This window comes from Pseudomonas saponiphila (genome assembly GCF_900105185.1).
GTDB lineage: Bacteria > Pseudomonadota > Gammaproteobacteria > Pseudomonadales > Pseudomonadaceae > Aquipseudomonas > Aquipseudomonas saponiphila.
Genome location: NZ_FNTJ01000002.1, coordinates 1,698,636 through 1,716,299, shown reverse-complemented (window position 1 = coordinate 1,716,299; position 17,664 = coordinate 1,698,636). Strand labels below are relative to the sequence as shown.

The 17,664-nt window shown below is 59.1% G+C and carries 17 protein-coding genes and 1 pseudogene; 4 read left to right on the top strand and 14 right to left on the bottom strand.

Features of this window, described 5'->3' with window-relative positions; genetic code table 11:
- Positions 1-128 precede the first annotated feature (128 nt).
- From BLV47_RS29635 to BLV47_RS29620, 4 genes and pseudogenes are all read right to left on the bottom strand, one after another.
- Positions 129-605 (bottom strand): annotated as a pseudogene (locus tag BLV47_RS29635) (DNA adenine methylase); the annotation flags it as partial.
- A gap of 349 nt (positions 606-954) precedes the next feature.
- Entirely contained in the window at positions 955-2,091 is a 1,137-nt protein-coding gene (locus BLV47_RS29630; protein WP_092320073.1) for an acyltransferase family protein, read from the bottom strand.
- A gap of 153 nt (positions 2,092-2,244) precedes the next feature.
- On the bottom strand, positions 2,245-2,766 hold the full coding sequence (locus tag BLV47_RS29625) for a lysis system i-spanin subunit Rz (protein WP_092320071.1): 522 nt from the start codon (positions 2,764-2,766) through the stop codon (positions 2,245-2,247).
- Complete coding sequence (locus BLV47_RS29620) at positions 2,763-3,428, bottom strand: glycoside hydrolase family 19 protein (protein WP_244168967.1); 666 nt, start codon at positions 3,426-3,428, stop codon at positions 2,763-2,765. Before BLV47_RS29620 ends, BLV47_RS29625 begins: the two co-directional genes overlap by 4 nt.
- Positions 3,429-4,117: 689 nt before the next feature.
- Between BLV47_RS29620 and BLV47_RS29615 the strand changes: the two genes are divergently transcribed.
- From BLV47_RS29615 to fdxA, 4 genes are all read left to right on the top strand, one after another.
- The gene (locus BLV47_RS29615; protein ID WP_092320069.1) at positions 4,118-4,312 is read left to right on the top strand and encodes a DUF4224 domain-containing protein; all 195 of its coding nucleotides are present in this window, start codon (positions 4,118-4,120) and stop codon (positions 4,310-4,312) included.
- Positions 4,313-4,323: 11 nt separating this feature from the next.
- Entirely contained in the window at positions 4,324-5,301 is a 978-nt protein-coding gene (locus tag BLV47_RS29610; RefSeq protein ID WP_092320067.1) for a tyrosine-type recombinase/integrase, read from the top strand.
- Positions 5,302-5,352: 51 nt separating this feature from the next.
- The gene (gene mutS / locus BLV47_RS29605; RefSeq protein ID WP_092320065.1) at positions 5,353-7,920 is read left to right on the top strand and encodes a DNA mismatch repair protein MutS; all 2,568 of its coding nucleotides are present in this window, start codon (positions 5,353-5,355) and stop codon (positions 7,918-7,920) included.
- A gap of 142 nt (positions 7,921-8,062) precedes the next feature.
- Positions 8,063-8,386, top strand: coding sequence for a ferredoxin FdxA (gene fdxA / locus BLV47_RS29600; protein WP_092320063.1), 324 nt, complete (start codon positions 8,063-8,065; stop codon positions 8,384-8,386).
- Between the two features lie 120 nt (positions 8,387-8,506).
- On the opposite strand, the gene BLV47_RS36280 is transcribed toward fdxA, so the two are convergent.
- From BLV47_RS36280 to fghA, 10 genes are all read right to left on the bottom strand, one after another.
- On the bottom strand, positions 8,507-8,656 hold the full coding sequence (locus tag BLV47_RS36280; protein WP_167365721.1) for a hypothetical protein: 150 nt from the start codon (positions 8,654-8,656) through the stop codon (positions 8,507-8,509).
- Positions 8,653-9,402 carry an IS21-like element IS1474 family helper ATPase IstB gene (gene istB, locus BLV47_RS29595; protein ID WP_062838242.1) on the bottom strand — a complete coding sequence of 250 codons (750 nt, stop codon included), beginning with the start codon at positions 9,400-9,402 and terminating at the stop codon, positions 8,653-8,655. The genes BLV47_RS36280 and istB overlap by 4 nt, the downstream gene beginning before the upstream one ends.
- A complete protein-coding gene (gene istA / locus BLV47_RS29590) occupies positions 9,290-10,975 on the bottom strand; it encodes an IS21 family transposase (protein WP_062838241.1) in 1,686 nt (561 codons plus the stop codon). The genes istB and istA overlap by 113 nt, the downstream gene beginning before the upstream one ends.
- A gap of 571 nt (positions 10,976-11,546) precedes the next feature.
- Positions 11,547-12,554, bottom strand: a complete 1,008-nt coding sequence (gene rpoS / locus BLV47_RS29585) for an RNA polymerase sigma factor RpoS (RefSeq protein ID WP_016964675.1) — start codon at positions 12,552-12,554, stop codon at positions 11,547-11,549.
- 106 nt (positions 12,555-12,660) lie between these two features.
- On the bottom strand, positions 12,661-13,533 hold the full coding sequence (locus tag BLV47_RS29580; protein ID WP_092320061.1) for a peptidoglycan DD-metalloendopeptidase family protein: 873 nt from the start codon (positions 13,531-13,533) through the stop codon (positions 12,661-12,663).
- 211 nt (positions 13,534-13,744) lie between these two features.
- Positions 13,745-14,380 (bottom strand): protein-L-isoaspartate(D-aspartate) O-methyltransferase, encoded by a 636-nt coding sequence (locus tag BLV47_RS29575; protein WP_173655928.1) that lies wholly within the window; start codon positions 14,378-14,380, stop codon positions 13,745-13,747.
- 41 nt (positions 14,381-14,421) lie between these two features.
- Positions 14,422-15,171: a 5'/3'-nucleotidase SurE gene (gene surE, locus BLV47_RS29570; protein ID WP_092320059.1), complete on the bottom strand. Its 750-nt coding sequence runs from the start codon at positions 15,169-15,171 to the stop codon at positions 14,422-14,424.
- Positions 15,159-16,217 (bottom strand): tRNA pseudouridine(13) synthase TruD, encoded by a 1,059-nt coding sequence (truD, locus tag BLV47_RS29565; protein ID WP_092320057.1) that lies wholly within the window; start codon positions 16,215-16,217, stop codon positions 15,159-15,161. The genes surE and truD overlap by 13 nt, the downstream gene beginning before the upstream one ends.
- Positions 16,214-16,687 (bottom strand): 2-C-methyl-D-erythritol 2,4-cyclodiphosphate synthase, encoded by a 474-nt coding sequence (gene ispF / locus BLV47_RS29560; RefSeq protein ID WP_060837777.1) that lies wholly within the window; start codon positions 16,685-16,687, stop codon positions 16,214-16,216. The genes truD and ispF overlap by 4 nt, the downstream gene beginning before the upstream one ends.
- Positions 16,688-16,739: 52 nt before the next feature.
- The gene (fghA, locus tag BLV47_RS29555) at positions 16,740-17,585 is read right to left on the bottom strand and encodes an S-formylglutathione hydrolase (RefSeq protein ID WP_092320055.1); all 846 of its coding nucleotides are present in this window, start codon (positions 17,583-17,585) and stop codon (positions 16,740-16,742) included.
- Positions 17,586-17,664 lie beyond the last annotated feature (79 nt).

The window sequence follows — 17,664 nt, the reverse complement described above, 5'->3', positions numbered from 1 at the left end:
ACCTTTGCTGCCTTTAGGTCGTATTTCGGCTAGCAAAACCAGGATGGTTAGCAGGGGGGGTTTAGACAGCTTCTCGCAACCTTCCACGCGCCTGTCGCAGTAAATTCTGCGGCCTAGTGTTGTGCACAGTCGTAGCGCTCGACACATTCAAGCCAGCCCAGGTTTTCAACATAAGTGCCGGACAAACGCTGCCACGCCGCAGACAGGTTCTCCTCGATCCGCAGCAGGTTAATGGCCGGGCCGGTCGTCGCAGTGCCGAACGTCTGTCCAGCCACCTTGCCGGCAAGTGCATGATGCTGCTGGTAGAAAAATCGGGCAGCACGCTGGATGTCCGTAAGGGTTTCAGGAGGCGCCATCTTCTGCCACTCGAACACCTGGCAGGAGCTGAGCGCCCATTTGAACTGGCGCACGAATTTTTCTAAGTGGTTCTGCACGACGCGGTACAGCGTCACCAAATCACCATTGATGTCGTTGAGGACTTCAACCGGAGCGGCCTGGGGACGCATGAAGTAAAGCGCGGCACCGCCGGCGAAGACTTCGACGTAGCACTCATGGGGTGGAAAAAGCGGGATAAAGCGGTCGGCCAGGCGGCGTTTGCCGCCCATCCAAGGAACGATGGGGGGTGGACATATAATGCAAGACCTTTTCTGTATGGATAAACAGCACTAGGCTCGCTGCACTTTGTGCACGAAGCAGGAGCCTTGGCTGGACTTGCTGGGACAATCTGCAGGGACAGTGGCAGCGCGAATGTTGACGCATCCAGAGCGGCCGCTTCTTTTGTTTCGACGGAAAAACTGTATACGAGGTCTGGTAAACAGACAGAACGGGCAACGTGAATACGCGCCCTTACGGAAGTATCTAGCTTGAATGAGAAAATTTAAAGATTAACTACAGCCGCATTAACTTCCATTCACACTCCAACGCCTGCGCCAAATGACGCAGGCTCAACTGTACTTATTTAACTGACTCCACAGCCTTGCTATCAATTATTGGGTTCGCATTCGCTCCCTCTAGCCGCTCAATCAAACGGCGACCAAGGGAAACGCCCGGTTTTTCGATAAAGTTATAGGTCAGTAGCGATACACCTGCCGAGACTATCAGCACCAAAAAACAATACACTACGCTTTCCTTATTGCCATTTCCTAGAAGTGACACAACTCCAAGCTTAGTAAAAAGGCTCAAAACTGCAAAGTGCGTCAGGTACATGCTGAAGCTCAGCTTACCAAGGCCGATCATGAATTTATTGACCAATATCCTTACGGGATAATAGGCAACCAAGACAAATAATACAGCGAACATAGCACCCGCATAAACGTGATGGGATACCGGCTTATGTGAAAGCGTCCAAAATTTCACAGAAAGGAAGCAAAACAGAAGCCCACCAACGATGAGCATCTTTGCATCACTCACCCTAGCCCTGGTCAGAAACAGGTAGGCAAAGACACCCATCAGAAATACTGGCGCCTGGCTGATAAAATTCAACACCGAAAAATTCACTGCCATGTATTCCTGTCCTGGCGGGTAGGGAAAAACCCTTACAGACACATAGCTATTGAGGCGCTGCAGCAAAACACAAACCAGCAACACGCCTAAAAAATAGTAAGCCTTTCGGAATCGCATAAGAAATGGGAAAACAAGATAAAACGTCATCTCTACCGCTATGGACCAACCACCTGGGACAACGGAGTTGATTGTCTCAGGATGGAAGCCGTGTAGAAACAACGCCGTAACAGGAACAAACCACCATTCAATCCCGTTTGGGGCCCAGTAAGTAGCGGCAACCCCGTTAAGAATCAAATAACCTATCATCGCTAAATAAAACATTGGCGCGATTCGAAAAAACCTACGTATATAAAAGTTTAAAATAGGACTTTGTTCATGGGACTTTCTCGCTGACCAAGACATGCACAATGTAACAGCGCTTGCAACGTAAAATAGCTGAACCCCACGAGCTCCCTCCTCCATGATGCGCAGAAGCAAATCCGACAAAGGCTTTACATATTGTGATGCATGAGTCATGACCACTAATACTATTGCCAATCCTCTTATTGCATCTATGTAATCATACTTCCTTACAGATTGAACACTCATAGGAATCTCTAACGGGACATATTGTTAATCGTCAATTATCTATAACTTCTCTGTACTAAACCAGAAAAATCTCTCACGCATAAGCTGGGCCAGATTTGCAGGCCGAGCAGTTGGGGGCTCAAACAGGCCAACGCCCCCAACCGGTAGCCTCTGCTACTTCACGCTAGAGACTTCTTTTGCGTATACCTGACAGGCCCGCAGGGCGATCAATCCTTGGTCGCCGGCATCGGTGATCCTAATAACTCGTTGAGTATGCTTTCGGTCAAGTTGGGCTCTTGCGGGGCCATGAACCACGCGGCCGGTGGCGGTGGTGGTTGGCACTGAGCAGCCGCTGGTGGGTTCGGTGGAGACGAGTACGACTGACAGCCGGACATCAGCAGTAGCAAGCCGGTCACACAGGCGAGCCTGGTCCGTTTGAGCATCGCGCAGTTCCTTGTAATGGATGTCGTCATTCGCCTGCCGGCGATCCTCCAGGGCGCGGCGGGCGGCCTGCTGGATTTCCTGCCAGTTAATCACCGCAGCGGCGGCCTGCCCGCAGTCCCTGCTGTACGCATCGGCCTGCTCTGCTAGATCCTTGCCGTAGGCGTTGGCCTGCCACGTCCAGGCCAGCCAACCGCACAGGGCAAACCCCAGCACCAGGGCCAGGACCGGCAACAACAAGCCCGTGGCCTTCAAGGCAGCACCTTCAATGCACGCAGATACAGCGCCTCGCGATCCGCCAAGCTGTTGGTTCCGCCGTTGATGCGCTTGGTGATGGTGAGGAAGTCGCCCTTATCGGCCAGGGTATTCAGCCCTGCCCGCTGCCAGAACCAACCCGCCGACAGCGCGGCATAGACTGGGGTGTCCAGTAGTTCGGGGGTGTTGAGCAGTCGAGCATCGCCGAACAGCGCTTCGCTGCAGGCTTCGTAGTTGGCGCGGCCCGTGATCTGAATCAGCCCCCTGCCCCCGTACTTCTGCCCGTCGCCGTCCGCCTCGGGTGTGTTGCCCAAGCGCTTGGCCAGGATGCCGGTGTCGTACTTGCTAAGGTACTGAGCGCTGCCCAGCTCGCGCACCCACTGCAACTGACCGGACTCGTTGCCGATCTGCGCGATGAATGCCGCCATGCGCAGGCAGGTGGCCGCCCTCGCACGGGCAAATGACCCTTGGCGCCAAACCGAGCAGTTTAAGGAGGCCGTATGAGCAAGCGCGATGTTGTATTGACATGCCAGAACGCCGTCGAGGAAGCGAATCTCGCACTGGCAACGGCCGTGAAAAAAGCGTGGCCGATAGGTTGCGTCGTGCGCGTAAGTGTCGGTCGCGGGAAAAGCGATATCGAGGTGATCGGTCACGGCGTCCATTGGTCGCGTCCCGGGGTACTGTGCGAGATCAACCCCAAGACACAGAAAAGTCGGTGGTTCCACTACGGCATGATCATGGAGGGGCACCAGCTATGAGTAACAAACAAACTGTAAGCCCCCTTGAAATAGCCCTCGCCGAGTTTCTGCGCGGAAAGGTGTAACGCCTGCGGGCCAGCTACACCCTAGCTTTCAAAGCTGGGTGGGTTGCTCGTAAAGCAGCCACCCAGCACCATGGCGAATCTTGCGCCACGGCGCTAATCGCAAAGATTGAACGACTGAGAGGCCTACGCCCAGCAGGTCCGCCGCGCCCGCTAGAGAGTGAAGGACTTCCTCGCTATGGCCTCTGCTGGAGCGGCCCCAACAATCACTTAGCAACACCGATGGACGACGGCTACTGGACGCCATGGCACCTGGCCAACGAGCTGCACAAGGATGGCGAGTGATATCGGTGGCTGCGATCCCGACACCTGGAAACCATCAATCAGGGCGGCGTCTTCGCTGGCATAACACCACAGAACATGGCCCTCAACGAGAAACACCTCGACGAGGCAGTCGACACGGCCATGGCCAAGGAGGCGCAGTCATGAACCACGCAATCAACTACCTGCGAGCCAGCCTACACCGCACGATAAACCAAGGGGACAAGTAATTGACCGTCTCAACGATGGGCCCGAGCGATAGAGGTGGATATGTTTCTGACACCTGAAGAAGTGGCCGAACTGACGGGCTACAAGCGCTACGGCGCTCAGATCAGATGGCTGACCGCCCACAAATACGGTTTTGCAGTTGGTGGAGATGGTCACCCGAAAGTCCTGCGGCAGGCTGTGATCGGCAGGATGGGTGGGGTTCAATCAAGGAAGGAGCCGGAGCTTCGGCTAGGGTGAGGTGAGAACAGATGCGTCCTCGCAAGAAAGATCGGCACCTGCCCGCATGCATGTACGAAAAGCATGGGGCTTACTACCTGGTGCGCAAAGGCAAATGGAAACGCCTGGGAAGTGACTTCCAGGCGGCTCTGGCAGAGTATGCGAAGATCATCGACAGCGGCAGCCAAGGCGGCATGGGCAAGCTGATCGATGACGCTTTAGAGCAGATGTCGAAGAAGCTCAAGCCAAACACCATTGTTCAATACCAGGCCGCAGCCGTAAGGCTGAAAGAAGCCTTTGCGGAGTTCGAACCGCGCGACGTACTGCCCAGGCACGTCGCGAAACTCAAGATGCACATGGCGGACACTCCGAACATGTCCAACCGCGTGATATCCGTTCTGAGAGGCGTATTCACCTACGCCCTGGAACAGCAGATGGTTGACTTCAATCCTTGCACTGGCATTCGCCGGCATCCCGAAAAGCAGCGCGACAGGTACATCACCCACGCCGAGTTTGCCGCGATCTGCGGTAAGTCGAGCGATAACATGAGGGTGATTTATGAGATGGGTTACTTGACCGGGCAACGCATCGGCGATGTTCTGTCGATACGGCTGGCGGATATTACAACCGAGGGGATTGCCTTCACTCAAGAAAAGACCGGCGCCCGCCTGATCGTTCGAATGACTCCAGATCTGGAAGAACTGATCAGCAGGATCAAGGCCCTGCCACGGAAGATCCGCGGCTTGACCCTGTTCTGCTCACCTCGCGGCGGTAAACCGGTACATTACAGCTCGGTGAAAGCCGCCTTCGCGCTTGCATGCAAGCGGGCCGAGGTGGCCGACGCAACCATTCATGACCTGCGCGCCAAGTCACTGACCGACACCGACGACCAGGGCAACGACGCACAAAAGCTGGGCGGACACACCGACGCCAAGATGACCGCCCGCTACCTGCGACTACGCAGAATTGACGTGGCAGAGCCTCCGGCAATGCCGAAAAAATCACTGTAGTATTAGACAATTTATCATTGTCAAATAGACACAACGAGCCAAACCCCACGAATGACGGACCTTTCAAGCCACACCCCAATGATGCAGCAGTACTGGCGCCTCAAGAACCAGCACCCTGATCAACTGATGTTCTACCGCATGGGCGACTTCTACGAGATCTTCTATGAAGACGCGAAGAAGGCCGCCAAGCTGCTGGACATCACCCTGACGGCGCGCGGACAGTCAGCGGGCCAGGCGATTCCCATGTGCGGTATTCCCTATCACGCCGCTGAAGGTTACCTGGCCAAGCTAGTGAAGCTCGGCGAGTCGGTGGTGATCTGCGAACAAGTGGGCGACCCGGCGACCAGCAAAGGCCCGGTGGAGCGCCAGGTGGTGCGCATTATCACCCCGGGCACGGTGAGTGACGAGGCGCTGCTGGACGAACGCCGCGACAACCTTATTGCCGCTGTGCTGGGTGATGAGCGTCTGTTTGGCCTGGCGGTGCTCGACATCACCAGCGGCAACTTCAGCGTCCTGGAAATCAAGGGCTGGGAGAACCTGCTGGCCGAGCTGGAGCGGATCAATCCGGTCGAGCTGTTGATCCCCGATGACTGGCCGCAGGGCTTGCCTGCGGAAAAACGCCGCGGTGCAAGGCGCCGTGCGCCCTGGGATTTCGAGCGTGATTCGGCTCACAAGAGCCTCTGCCAGCAGTTCTCCACTCAGGACCTCAAGGGTTTTGGCTGCGAAACCCTGACCCTGGCCATCGGCGCCGCCGGTTGCCTGCTCAGCTACGCCAAGGAAACCCAGCGTACCGCCCTGCCCCACCTGCGCAGCCTGCGTCATGAACGCCTGGACGATACCGTGGTGCTGGACGGCGCCAGCCGTCGCAACCTGGAACTGGACACCAATCTGGCTGGTGGACGCGACAACACCCTGCAATCGGTGGTCGATCGCTGCCAGACCGCCATGGGCAGCCGCCTGCTGACTCGCTGGCTGAACCGCCCGCTGCGGGATCTCAAGGTCTTGCAGGCGCGTCAGTCGTCCATTACTTGTTTGCTGGACGGTTACCGCTTCGAACGACTGCAACCGCAGTTGAAGGAAATTGGCGATATCGAGCGGATTCTCGCGCGAATCGGCTTGCGCAATGCCCGTCCGCGGGACCTGGCTCGCCTGCGCGACGCCCTGGCCGCGCTGCCGGAACTGCAAGAGGCGATGACTGAACTGGAGGCGGATCACCTCAAGCAGTTGGCGCTCACCACCAGCACCTACCCGGAGCTGGCGGCGCTGCTGGCCAAGGCCATCATCGACAACCCGCCAGCGGTAATCCGCGACGGCGGCGTGCTCAAGACCGGCTACGACGCTGAGCTGGACGAGCTGCAATCCTTGAGCGAGAACGCCGGGCAGTTCCTGATCGACCTCGAAGCCCGCGAGAAAGCCCGCACCGGCCTGGCCAACCTCAAGGTCGGCTACAACCGCATTCACGGCTATTTCATCGAGCTGCCCAGCAAGCAGGCCGAGCAGGCGCCCGCGGACTACATTCGCCGGCAGACGCTCAAAGGCGCCGAGCGCTTCATCACACCGGAACTCAAGGAGTTCGAAGACAAGGCGCTGTCGGCCAAGAGCCGTGCGCTGGCCCGGGAAAAGATGCTCTACGATGCGCTGCTGGAAACCCTGATCAGCCATCTGCCACCGTTGCAGGATACCGCCGGAGCTCTGGCGGAGCTGGATGTGCTGAGCAACCTGGCCGAGCGCGCCTTGAACCTGGACCTCAACTGCCCGCGTTTTGTCAGCGAGCCGTGCATGCGCATCACCCAGGGTCGTCACCCGGTGGTGGAACAAGTCTTGACCACGCCTTTTGTGGCCAACGACCTGAATCTGGACGACAACACCCGGATGCTGGTGATCACCGGCCCGAACATGGGCGGTAAATCCACCTACATGCGCCAGACCGCGCTGATCGTGCTGCTGGCCCATATTGGCAGCTTCGTCCCGGCGGCCAGCTGCGAGCTGTCCCTGGTGGACCGGATCTTCACCCGGATCGGCTCCAGCGACGACCTGGCCGGTGGCCGTTCGACCTTCATGGTGGAAATGAGCGAAACCGCGAACATCCTGCACAACGCCACGGAGCGCAGCCTGGTGCTGATGGACGAAGTGGGTCGCGGAACCAGTACCTTCGACGGGCTGTCCCTGGCCTGGGCTGCGGCAGAACGTCTCGCCCAGCTACGGGCCTACACCCTGTTCGCCACCCACTACTTCGAGTTGACCGTACTCCCGGAAAGCGAGCCGCTGGTGGCCAACGTGCACCTCAACGCCACCGAGCACAATGAACGTATCGTGTTCCTGCACCACGTCCTGCCCGGACCTGCCAGCCAGAGCTATGGTCTGGCGGTAGCCCAGCTGGCAGGGGTTCCCAGCGCAGTCATCAGCCGCGCCAGGGAGCACTTGAGCCGCCTGGAAACCACCAGTTTGCCCCATGAAGTGGCGCCTCCTGCACCGGGTAAAACCTCTGTTCCCCAACAAAGCGACATGTTCGCCAGCCTGCCCCATCCGGTGCTGGACGAACTGGCCAAACTGGATCTGGATGATCTGACGCCACGCCGGGCCCTGGAAATGCTCTATACATTGAAGACGCGCATCTAACGCGAACGCCTTCAAGCTGTTAGAATCTCGCGCGGTTTGGGATGCTGCGGACTATTAGCCTGGTTCGCAGACTATCGCTCCCAAACCTGGCGACCCCGTCATGTTGGGGCTCCGCTGCCGCCGCCTGAGGAGAGAATTAGAAATGACCTTCGTCGTCACCGACAACTGCATCAAGTGCAAGTACACCGACTGCGTAGAAGTCTGTCCGGTGGACTGCTTTTACGAAGGCCCGAACTTCCTGGTGATTCACCCGGATGAGTGCATTGACTGCGCGCTGTGCGAGCCTGAGTGCCCCGCTGTAGCTATTTTCTCCGAGGATGAAGTCCCGGAAGAAATGCAGGAATTCATTCAGTTGAACGTCGAGCTGGCAGAGATCTGGCCGAACATCACTGAAAAGAAAGAACCGATGCCGGATGCCGAAGAGTGGGATGGCGTTAAAGGCAAGATCAAAGACCTCGAACGCTAGTTGCCCCGCGTTCCTGAAAAGGCCCCTTGCGGGCCTTTTTGCGTTTCTGGGAACGGGTTCTTGCAGTTTGAACTTTTCTCCAGGCAAAAAAAGGGGCGGTATGACCCGCCCACTTTTTCCCTAGTCCCTGTATTCCTTTTCATCGTCCTGATGAATCGCTTCCTGCGATGTCCTGCGGATTTCGGTGAACGTGACCGAGCGTTTCGCTAATACGTGACCGGTGCTTCCACCCCGGTTGCGCGGGTTCTGGATTGTAATCGCATCGGTCACGATGCGGCTTGTTCCTCGGCTTTTTTTCGGCGCAGCGACTCGCCTTTCATCGTCAGTCGGTAGGCGTTGTGCACCAGGCGGTCGAGGATGGCATCGGCCAGGGTCGGGTCGTTGATCCAGCCGTGCCAGTGCTCGATGGGCAGTTGGCTCGTCAGGATGGTGGAGCGGCTGCCAGCGCGGTCGTCGATCACCTCCAGCAGGTCATGCCGGGCTCCTTCCTCCAGCGGGGCTAGCGCCCAGTCGTCCAGCACCAGGACGTCGACCTTTGCCAGCTGTTGCAGGGTACGGCCGAAGCTGCCGTCGCCATGAGCGATGCGCAGTTGTTCCAGCAGGCGCGGGGTGCGCAGGTACAGGGTGCTATAGCCCTGGCGGCAGGCCTGGTTGCCCAGGGCGCAGGCCAGCCAGGTTTTGCCGGCACCGGTCGGGCCGGTCAGCAGCAGGTTGTGCTGCTGGCGGATCCAGTCGCCACTGGCCAGGGTGGCGATCAGACGCTCGTCCAGGGCGCGTCCGGTGCGGCGGTCGAGATCTTCCAGGCAGGCGTTGGCGTACTTGAGCTTGGCCTTCTTGCGCAGCCGTACCAGGCGCTGGTTGTCACGCCAGGCCAGTTCGCGGTCGAGCAGTAGGCCGAGGCGTTCATCGAAGCTCAGGCTGTGGCTGGCCGGCAGCGTCCATTGCTCTTCCAGGGCGCGGGCCATGCCGTCCAGGCGTAGCTGGTGCAGTTGATTCAGGGTGTGTTGCGGCATCATCGAACAGCTCCTGTTGCGGGGGTTGGTAGTAGTCGGCGCCACGGACGTTCTCGTGGTCGCCGGGTAAGGTCGTTTCGGCGGCACGCTGGGGCAGCGGCTGTTGATCCAGGCCTTGCTGGAGCAGGTTGCGCACGCTGCGCCCGGTGAAGGCGCGCAGGTGTACGGCACGTTCGGCAGCGGCTTCCAGGCGTGCATTGCCATAGCGCCGGGCCAGCGAGAGCAGGCCGAGGCAGGCGCGGTAGCCCATCTCCGGGTGCGGCTTGTGGGTCAGTTGGTGATCGATCAGTTGGCGCGTGTAGGGGCCGATCCGCGCGCCCCAGTCGAGCAGGCGTTGTGGCGTCCATTCGCGATGCGCCTGGTGCGCCGCGGGCATGTGCTCGCGCTGGGTACTGTAAGCGCCGCGTCGCCCCAGCAGCAGGTGGCTGGCCACCCGCCGGTTGCCATGCAGCACTTCCAGGGTGTGTGCCGTCAGTCGCACGTCCACGTTCTGCCGGGCCAGGGCGGAGGGCACGCTGTAGAAGCTGCCATTGACCTCGATGTGGTAGTCGATGCTGACCTTGCAGCGCTTGAAGGTGGCGACCTCGTAGGGATGCACCGGCAGCGCTCGCAAGGCCGGGCGATCCAGGCGCTCGAACCAGTCGCGCCGGCAGCCATCGAGCCGCTTGAACGGGCGCCGATTCAGATCCTCCAGCAGCTCGGCGATGGCCTGGTTAAGCGCATGCAGGCTGAAGAACTGCCGATGGCGCAGCCGCGCCATGATCCAGCGCTCGACCACCTGCACCGCCACCTCGGCCTTGGCCTTGTCCTGAGGCTTGCGTGGCCGTGCCGGCAGGATCACCGTCTGGTAATGACGCGCGCACTCCAGCGTGGCCCGGTTCAGGCCCGGCTCGTAGCGATCCGGCTGGGCGACCAGGGCGCGCGGATTGTCCGGCACAACCATTTCCGGCACGCCGCCAAAGTAGGTCAGAGCCTGGCCCAGCGAGGTCAGCCAGTCCACCTGGGTTTCGCCTGGCGTCGCGCAGGCATAGGTGTAATTCGAGGCGCCCAGGGCGGCGACGAAGATGTGCGCCCGGCGCACTTCGCCGGTGGCCGGGTCGACCACCGGCAGCGTCGGCCCGGCATAGTCGATGAATAGCTTCTCGCCCGCACGGTGCAGCTGACGCATCGAACGTTTGAGCGTCTGGGCGTAGCGCCGGTAGTGCTCGACGAACTGGGTGTAGCGGTAGGTCGGCTGGCCCGCATGCGCGGCGAGATATTCCTCCCACAGCAGCTGCAAGGTCACGCCCTTGCGTCGCAACTCGCGGTGGATGCTCAGCACATCGGGCAGCACTCGCTCACCGCGCGGCTTGTTCGTCGACGTCGGTGCAAACAAGGCGGCCGCCAGCGCGGCCTCGTCCATGGCCACCAGCGCCGGCCAGTCCAGCCCGGCCACCCGCGCCGCCGCGATGTACTTGCTAACCACGCCCTTGGACAGCTGCAAGGCACGGGCAATCTTCTCGTGGGACAAGCCGGCCTCAAACTTGAGGCGCAGACATTCTTTGATGTTTCGCATGGCTACTCGCGGCGCCGCCATCTTCCTCTCCCGAAATCGGTCGAGGATGGCGGCGCATCAGGTCATGCGCAACGAAGGGGAAGGCTTTCGCTAAGTCGTGACCGGCGATTTCGGTAAGCCGTGACCACCTGTTTCGGAACAGGCGGAAAATCGGTCACGTTGCTACCGAAATGAGCGGTCACGCGTTAGCGAAATGACCGGTCACGATCAACCGAAACGGCCGGTCACGGTGCTCCGAAATCCGCAATGTCCTGACCATCGTCCTTGATGGCTGTGTCTATCCGTCGACACAGGGCTGATATTAGAGAGTTCCCAGATAAGAGCAATCGCACCTATCGCGGGAAAAACTGTCAAACGCCAACGGAAAAAATAAAAATATCATTATAAATCAACAATATAAAAAATGACCTAAAGTGTTTTAGGCAAGCTTGAAGCACTAGAGAACCGAACGCCTACGAAAAAGTAATCTATTGCTTACATGCAGGTTAAGAGTAATCCCATCCTTGATCAGAATCCGAGCACTCGGGGCCAAAACACTCAGCCAACAAAAAGCCCCGAACGAATCGGGGCTCTTGCGGATCAACTCCAGAAGCTACTGGAACAGCGACTCACTGGACAGGCCATTCTTCTCAAGGATCTCCCGCAGGCGCTTGAGCCCTTCAACCTGAATCTGCCGAACCCGCTCACGGGTCAGGCCGATTTCCAGGCCGACGTCTTCGAGCGTGCTGCTCTCATGACCTCGCAGACCAAAGCGGCGAACCACAACTTCACGCTGCTTTTCAGTCAGTTCGGAAAGCCATTGATCGATGCTTTGTGACAGATCGTCGTCCTGCAAAAGCTCGCAAGGATCCGTCGGACGGTCATCCGTCAGGGTGTCCAGCAAGGTTTTATCCGAATCCGGTCCCAGCGAGACATCAACCGAAGAAACCCGCTCATTCAAACCGAGCATGCGTTTGACTTCGGCCACCGGCTTCTCAAGCAGGTTGGCGATTTCTTCGGGAGAGGGTTCATGATCAAGTTTTTGCGTCAACTCACGGGCGGCGCGCAGGTAGACGTTGAGCTCTTTGACCACATGAATCGGCAGCCGAATGGTGCGTGTCTGATTCATGATCGCCCGTTCGATGGTCTGACGAATCCACCAGGTGGCGTAGGTCGAAAAACGGAAACCGCGTTCCGGGTCGAACTTCTCCACTGCCCGGATCAGGCCGAGGTTGCCCTCCTCGATCAGGTCCAGCAGCGACAAGCCGCGATTGACATAACGCCTGGCGATTTTCACCACCAGTCGCAAGTTACTTTCAATCATGCGCTTGCGCCCGGCCGGGTCGCCACTCTGCGACAAACGCGCAAAGTGCACTTCCTCTTCGGGAGAGAGCAATGGAGAAAAACCGATTTCATTGAGATACAACTGCGTCGCATCAAGGGCGCGCGTGTAATCAATGTACTTATGTTGCTTAAGTGATGCGGAGCTTTTGGATTTGGCGCGAACGGAAGGTGGAGTTGCCCCCTCATTATTCGACATCGAATCCATATCGATACTGCTCTCCATAAGGAGAACTTCATCGTCGATGTCAAACTCCGGCACTTCTTTACTGAGAGCCATTGTTATAGTCCTTTGGTGAGTTCGACCTCAGGCTCAAGCGGCGCCTTAATCCTTGGCAACGCTGGAGCCTGTTCCCTCTACGTGAGTGGAACAGGCTGGTAACGGATCAACGTCGTGGCAGGAATTGCAGCGGATCTACAGGTTTACCTTGTCGGCGAATCTCAAAGTGCAGTTTCACCCGGTCTGTACCAGTTGATCCCATCTCGGCAATTGTCTGTCCGACTTTGACCTGCTGTCCCTCCCGAACCAATAGCTTGCGGTTGTGGCCGTAAGCACTGACGTAGGTTTCGTTGTGTTTGATGATGACTAATTCGCCGTAGCCCCTTAAGCCACTCCCGGCGTAAACCACCGTCCCATCAGACGCAGCTAAAACAGGCTGTCCCAAATCCCCGGCGATATCAATGCCTTTATTCAAACTACCGTTTGAAGAAAATTTTCCAATCAGAACGCCGTTTGAAGGCCAGCCCCAACCTGTCGGTGCGGGGCCCGCGGGGGTAGCCGGGGCGGGCGCTGGCTTGCTGGCAGCCGGGGCTGCGGTGCTTGATGCAGGAGCCGTTGTGGGGGCCGTAGCAGCACCAACGGGACGACGAATAACCGTGGTCTTGCTCGACGACGAGGCACCAGACTGGGTGCTGGTAACCACCGTTGCCGGCGCAGCGTCAGTGCGGCCGTCAAAGCGAATGGTTTGCCCGGGATGGATGGTATAGGGCTCGGCAATATTGTTACGAGCGGCCAATGCCTTGTAGTCCCAGCCATAGCGGAAGGCAATGGAGAACAAGGTATCGCCACGACGCACTACATATTGCCCAGTAGTGACCGTCGGACGCTGAGGCGCGGCGGTATTACTGCGCTCAACCACACCCACGCTGCTGGACTTGGTACTGGAACAACCGACCAACAAGGAACTCAAGACAAGGCCAATCATCAGTCGCTGAAAGCTTGATATACCTATTCGCTGCGCAATGACTGTGAGACTCACCCGCCGCTCCCTTTATGGTGGTTGACGATATAGATTGCCTTGCTCAGGCGTGAAATGACGCAAGTATAACTGCACGACCGCGCTTCACCGCAGGCAAAGCGCAACACACAGTGGCAAGAAATGACCATTGATGGTCACCAGACTCATTGACGATCAATACGGCACTAAGACACAGCGCATCAAACAGAATTCACCCAGCCCCGACAAATACTCAAGCCAGCGGCCCATTGAGCAGAGGCACAAAACGCACCGCCCCGAGGACATGCCGGGCAAAGCCATGTTCTTCTCGAATGATCAGCATCAACTGCTGCACTTCTCCTGCCCCCACCGGAATCACCAAGCGTCCGCCCGGAGCCAGCTGGTCGAGCAGCGCCTGGGGAACATCAGTGGCTACAGCGGTCACGATGATGCCGTTGTAAGGCGCCAAGGCTGGCCAGCCCTCCCAACCGTCCCCCCAGCGAAACACCACATTGCGCAGGTTCAACTCCTGCAGCCGTTCCTTGGCGCGGTCCTGCAGGACCTTGATCCGCTCCACCGAAAACACCCGCTCCACCAACTGCGACAGCACCGCCGTCTGGTAGCCGGACCCGGTACCGATCTCCAAGACCTTGTCCAGAGGGCCGGCCTCCAGCAGCAGCTCGCTCATGCGCGCCACCATATAAGGCTGGGAAATGGTCTGGTTGTGGCCGATCGGCAAGGCTGTGTCTTCATAGGCCCGATGGGCCAGGGCTTCATCGACGAACAGATGCCGCGGCGTACGACGAATGACTTCCAATACCTGGGGATTGGACAGCCCTTCATCGTAGAGCCGTTGAATCAGGCGTTCGCGGGTCCGCTGGGAAGTCATGCCGATTCCCCGTCGCAGCAAATCGTCTTGCTCACGAGCCATCAGCGCAGCCCCTCCAACCAACCGTCCAGGCTTCGGAACGCGTCATTGAAGGTGCGATCCAGCTGCAACGGCGTGATGGAGACATAACCTTGCATCACCGCATGAAAATCGGTACCCGGACCGCCATCCTCGGCATCCCCGGCGGCGGCAATCCAGTAACCCGACTTGCCACGGGGATCGACGACCTTCATCGGTGCCGCCGCGCGCGCGCGATGGCCCAGGCGGGTCAGCTGTATGCCACGAATATGATCCAGTGGCAGGTTGGGAATATTCACGTTCAACACCGTCCGTGGTGGCAAATCCAGCAAGCCCTGGGCTTGCACCAGCTTGCGCGCGAAATGGGCCGCCGTGGCAAGGTTTTCCACTTGCCGCGACACCAGCGAAAAGGCAATCGCCGGACGCTGCAGGAAACGCCCTTCCAGGGCCGCGGCGACCGTTCCGGAGTACAGCACGTCATCCCCGAGGTTGGCCCCCAGGTTGATCCCCGACACCACCATGTCCGGCTCATGCTCCAGCAGGCCGTTGAGCCCCAGGTGAACGCAGTCGGTCGGCGTGCCGTTGATGCTGATGAAGCCATTGCCTAGGGTATGCGGATGCAACGGACGGTCAAGCGTCAGCGAGCTGCTGGCGCCGCTTTTGTCCTGGTCCGGTGCGATCACCACACATTCGGCGTAATCCGCCAGCGCAGCATGCAGCGCGGCGATACCGGGTGCGGTTACCCCATCATCGTTAGAAATCAGAATACGCATGAGCTGTCCGTCTGCCCCACCGGCACCAGATCGACGAGTTCACGCACCAATGCGGTGGCGAAACACCCGGCCGGCAGGACGAATTCCAGTTGCAGAATGTCAGGCTCGGGATAATGCCACGTCAAACCGCCAATGGGCAGCCGCAGGATGCGTCGTTCGTGGCTCATGCCGGCTTTGATCAGCCAATCACACAGTGCCGCCTCACGACCGGCAATCTGTTGCTCAAGCTCGTGGGACACACCGCTCGCCGGAGAGGCGCCCTCGCCCCACAACGGACCGGTGGGGTGCAGGTCGAGAATCGCCAGGCGCGGGTCCGAGCACTCGTCAGGCCCGGCCATGAAAAAGCTGCGACTGTCGGTAAACGCCAGCAGGTCACCGACTTGCGCCTGCTGCCAGCTGCCGTCCGCCACCCGCGCCGCCAGCACCTGATTGAACAGATAGCTGCGAGCCGCGGAAAGCAGGCGCGAACGCACATTGCGCTGCTCCGGCAGAGCCTGGCGCGCGGCCCAGTCGCGGGCATCCACCAGGTTGCCGCCGTCGTGGCCAAACCGCTGGGCGCCGAAATAGTTGGGAATCCCGTGCTGGGCGATCTGCCGCAAACGCTCATCGATGGCCGCATGATCCGCCGTAAGCTCTATCAGGCGCAGGGTAAAACCGTTGGCCGCATGGGCTCCGCGCTGCAGCTTGCGCTTGTGGCGGGTGGCCTTGAGGATTTTCAGGGTGTGGTTTTCCGCCGCGCCAAGATCAGGGTCCGCCTTGCCCGGCAGTTGTACGCTGAACCATTGGCGAGTCAGCGCCTGGCGATCCTTGAGCCCGGCGTAGCTCACGGTGCGCAACGATACTCCGGCGGCCTTGGCAATCCGCCGCGCGGCCTCTTCGGTATTCAGGCCGCGCTTTTCCACCCACAGCCACAGGTGCTCGCCGTCACCGCTCAGCGGGATATCAAGCACTTCATCGACTTGGAAATCTTCGGCTGTGGCCTTGAGCACCGCGCGGCCCAGGGCGTCACCATAGGCCCGCGGGCCCAACAGTTGCGATTCATTCATGGGCGCAGCAACAAGGCCACGGAATGCACCGCGATACCTTCCTCGCGGCCGACGAAGCCGAGTTTTTCAGTGGTGGTGGCCTTCACGTTCACTTGGTCCAGTTCGACTTGCAGGTCCTCGGCAATCAAGGCCCGCATGGTTTCAATATGAGGCGCCATTTTCGGAGCCTGGGCGACGATGGTGTTGTCGACGTTGCCGACCTTCCAGCCTTTGGCGTGGATCAGCGCGACAACATGACGCAGCAGGACGCGGCTGTCGGCACCTTTGAACTGCGGATCGGTGTCCGGAAAATGCTTGCCGATGTCCCCCAGCGCCGCAGCACCCAGCAGGGCATCACTGAGCGCGTGCAACAACACGTCACCGTCGGAGTGGGCGAGCAAGCCGCAATGATGGGCGATGCGCACACCGCCCAAAGTAATGAAGTCGCCCTCAGCGAAACGGTGCACATCGTAGCCGTGGCCAATACGCATAAAAAAACGCCCCGAAAAAGTCAGGGCGTGATTCTACCTGCTTTGGCCGGCATTAGGCGTTAAGAGCACGTGCATGGTGCTGCAAGTGATCGTCGATAAAACTGGCGATGAAGAAGTAGCTGTGGTCGTAGCCCGGCTGCATCCGCAGCGTCAGCTGATGACCGGCGCTCCTGGCCGCCTGCTGCAGCACTTCTGGCTTGAGCTGGGTGGCGAGAAAGTCATCTCGATCCCCTTGATCCACCAGCAACGTCAGCTTTTCCCTGGATTCGGCTAGCAGCACGCTGGCATCCCATTCACGCCAGCGTGAACGTTCCTCGCCCAGGTAGCGGGAAAACGCCTTCTGCCCCCAAGGACAGTCCATGGGATTACTGATAGGAGCGAACGCCGAAACCGACTGATAGCGACCGGGATTACGCAAAGCACAGACCAATGCCCCATGACCGCCCATGGAGTGCCCGCTGATCCCACGTTTCTGCGACGCGGGAAAATGCGCCTCCACCAACTCCGGCAGTTCGTTCACCACATAGTCGTGCATCCGATAATGCTGGGCCCAGGGCTCCTGAGTCGCATTCAGATAGAATCCCGCGCCCAGGCCAAAGTCCCAGGCGCCCTCCGGATCACCGGGCACCCCGGCACCGCGAGGACTGGTATCCGGAGCCACGATGATCAAGCCCAGCTCCGCTGCCATGCGCTGGGCGCCGGCCTTCTGCATGAAGTTCTCGTCGGTACACGTCAGGCCGGACAACCAGTAAAGCACCGGCAACTTGCCGCCCTGCTCCGCCTGGGGCGGCAAATACACCGCGAATACCATGTCGCAGCCCAACACCTGGGAGTGATGCTTGTAGCGTTTGTGCCAGCCGCCGAAGCTTTTCTGGCAGGAAAGGTTTTCCAGACTCATGGCAGACCTCCAGCCACAGGCCGCAAGCTTCACTCGGCAAGCCGCTATTTCGCGCTTGTCGCTTGAAGCTCACCGCTTG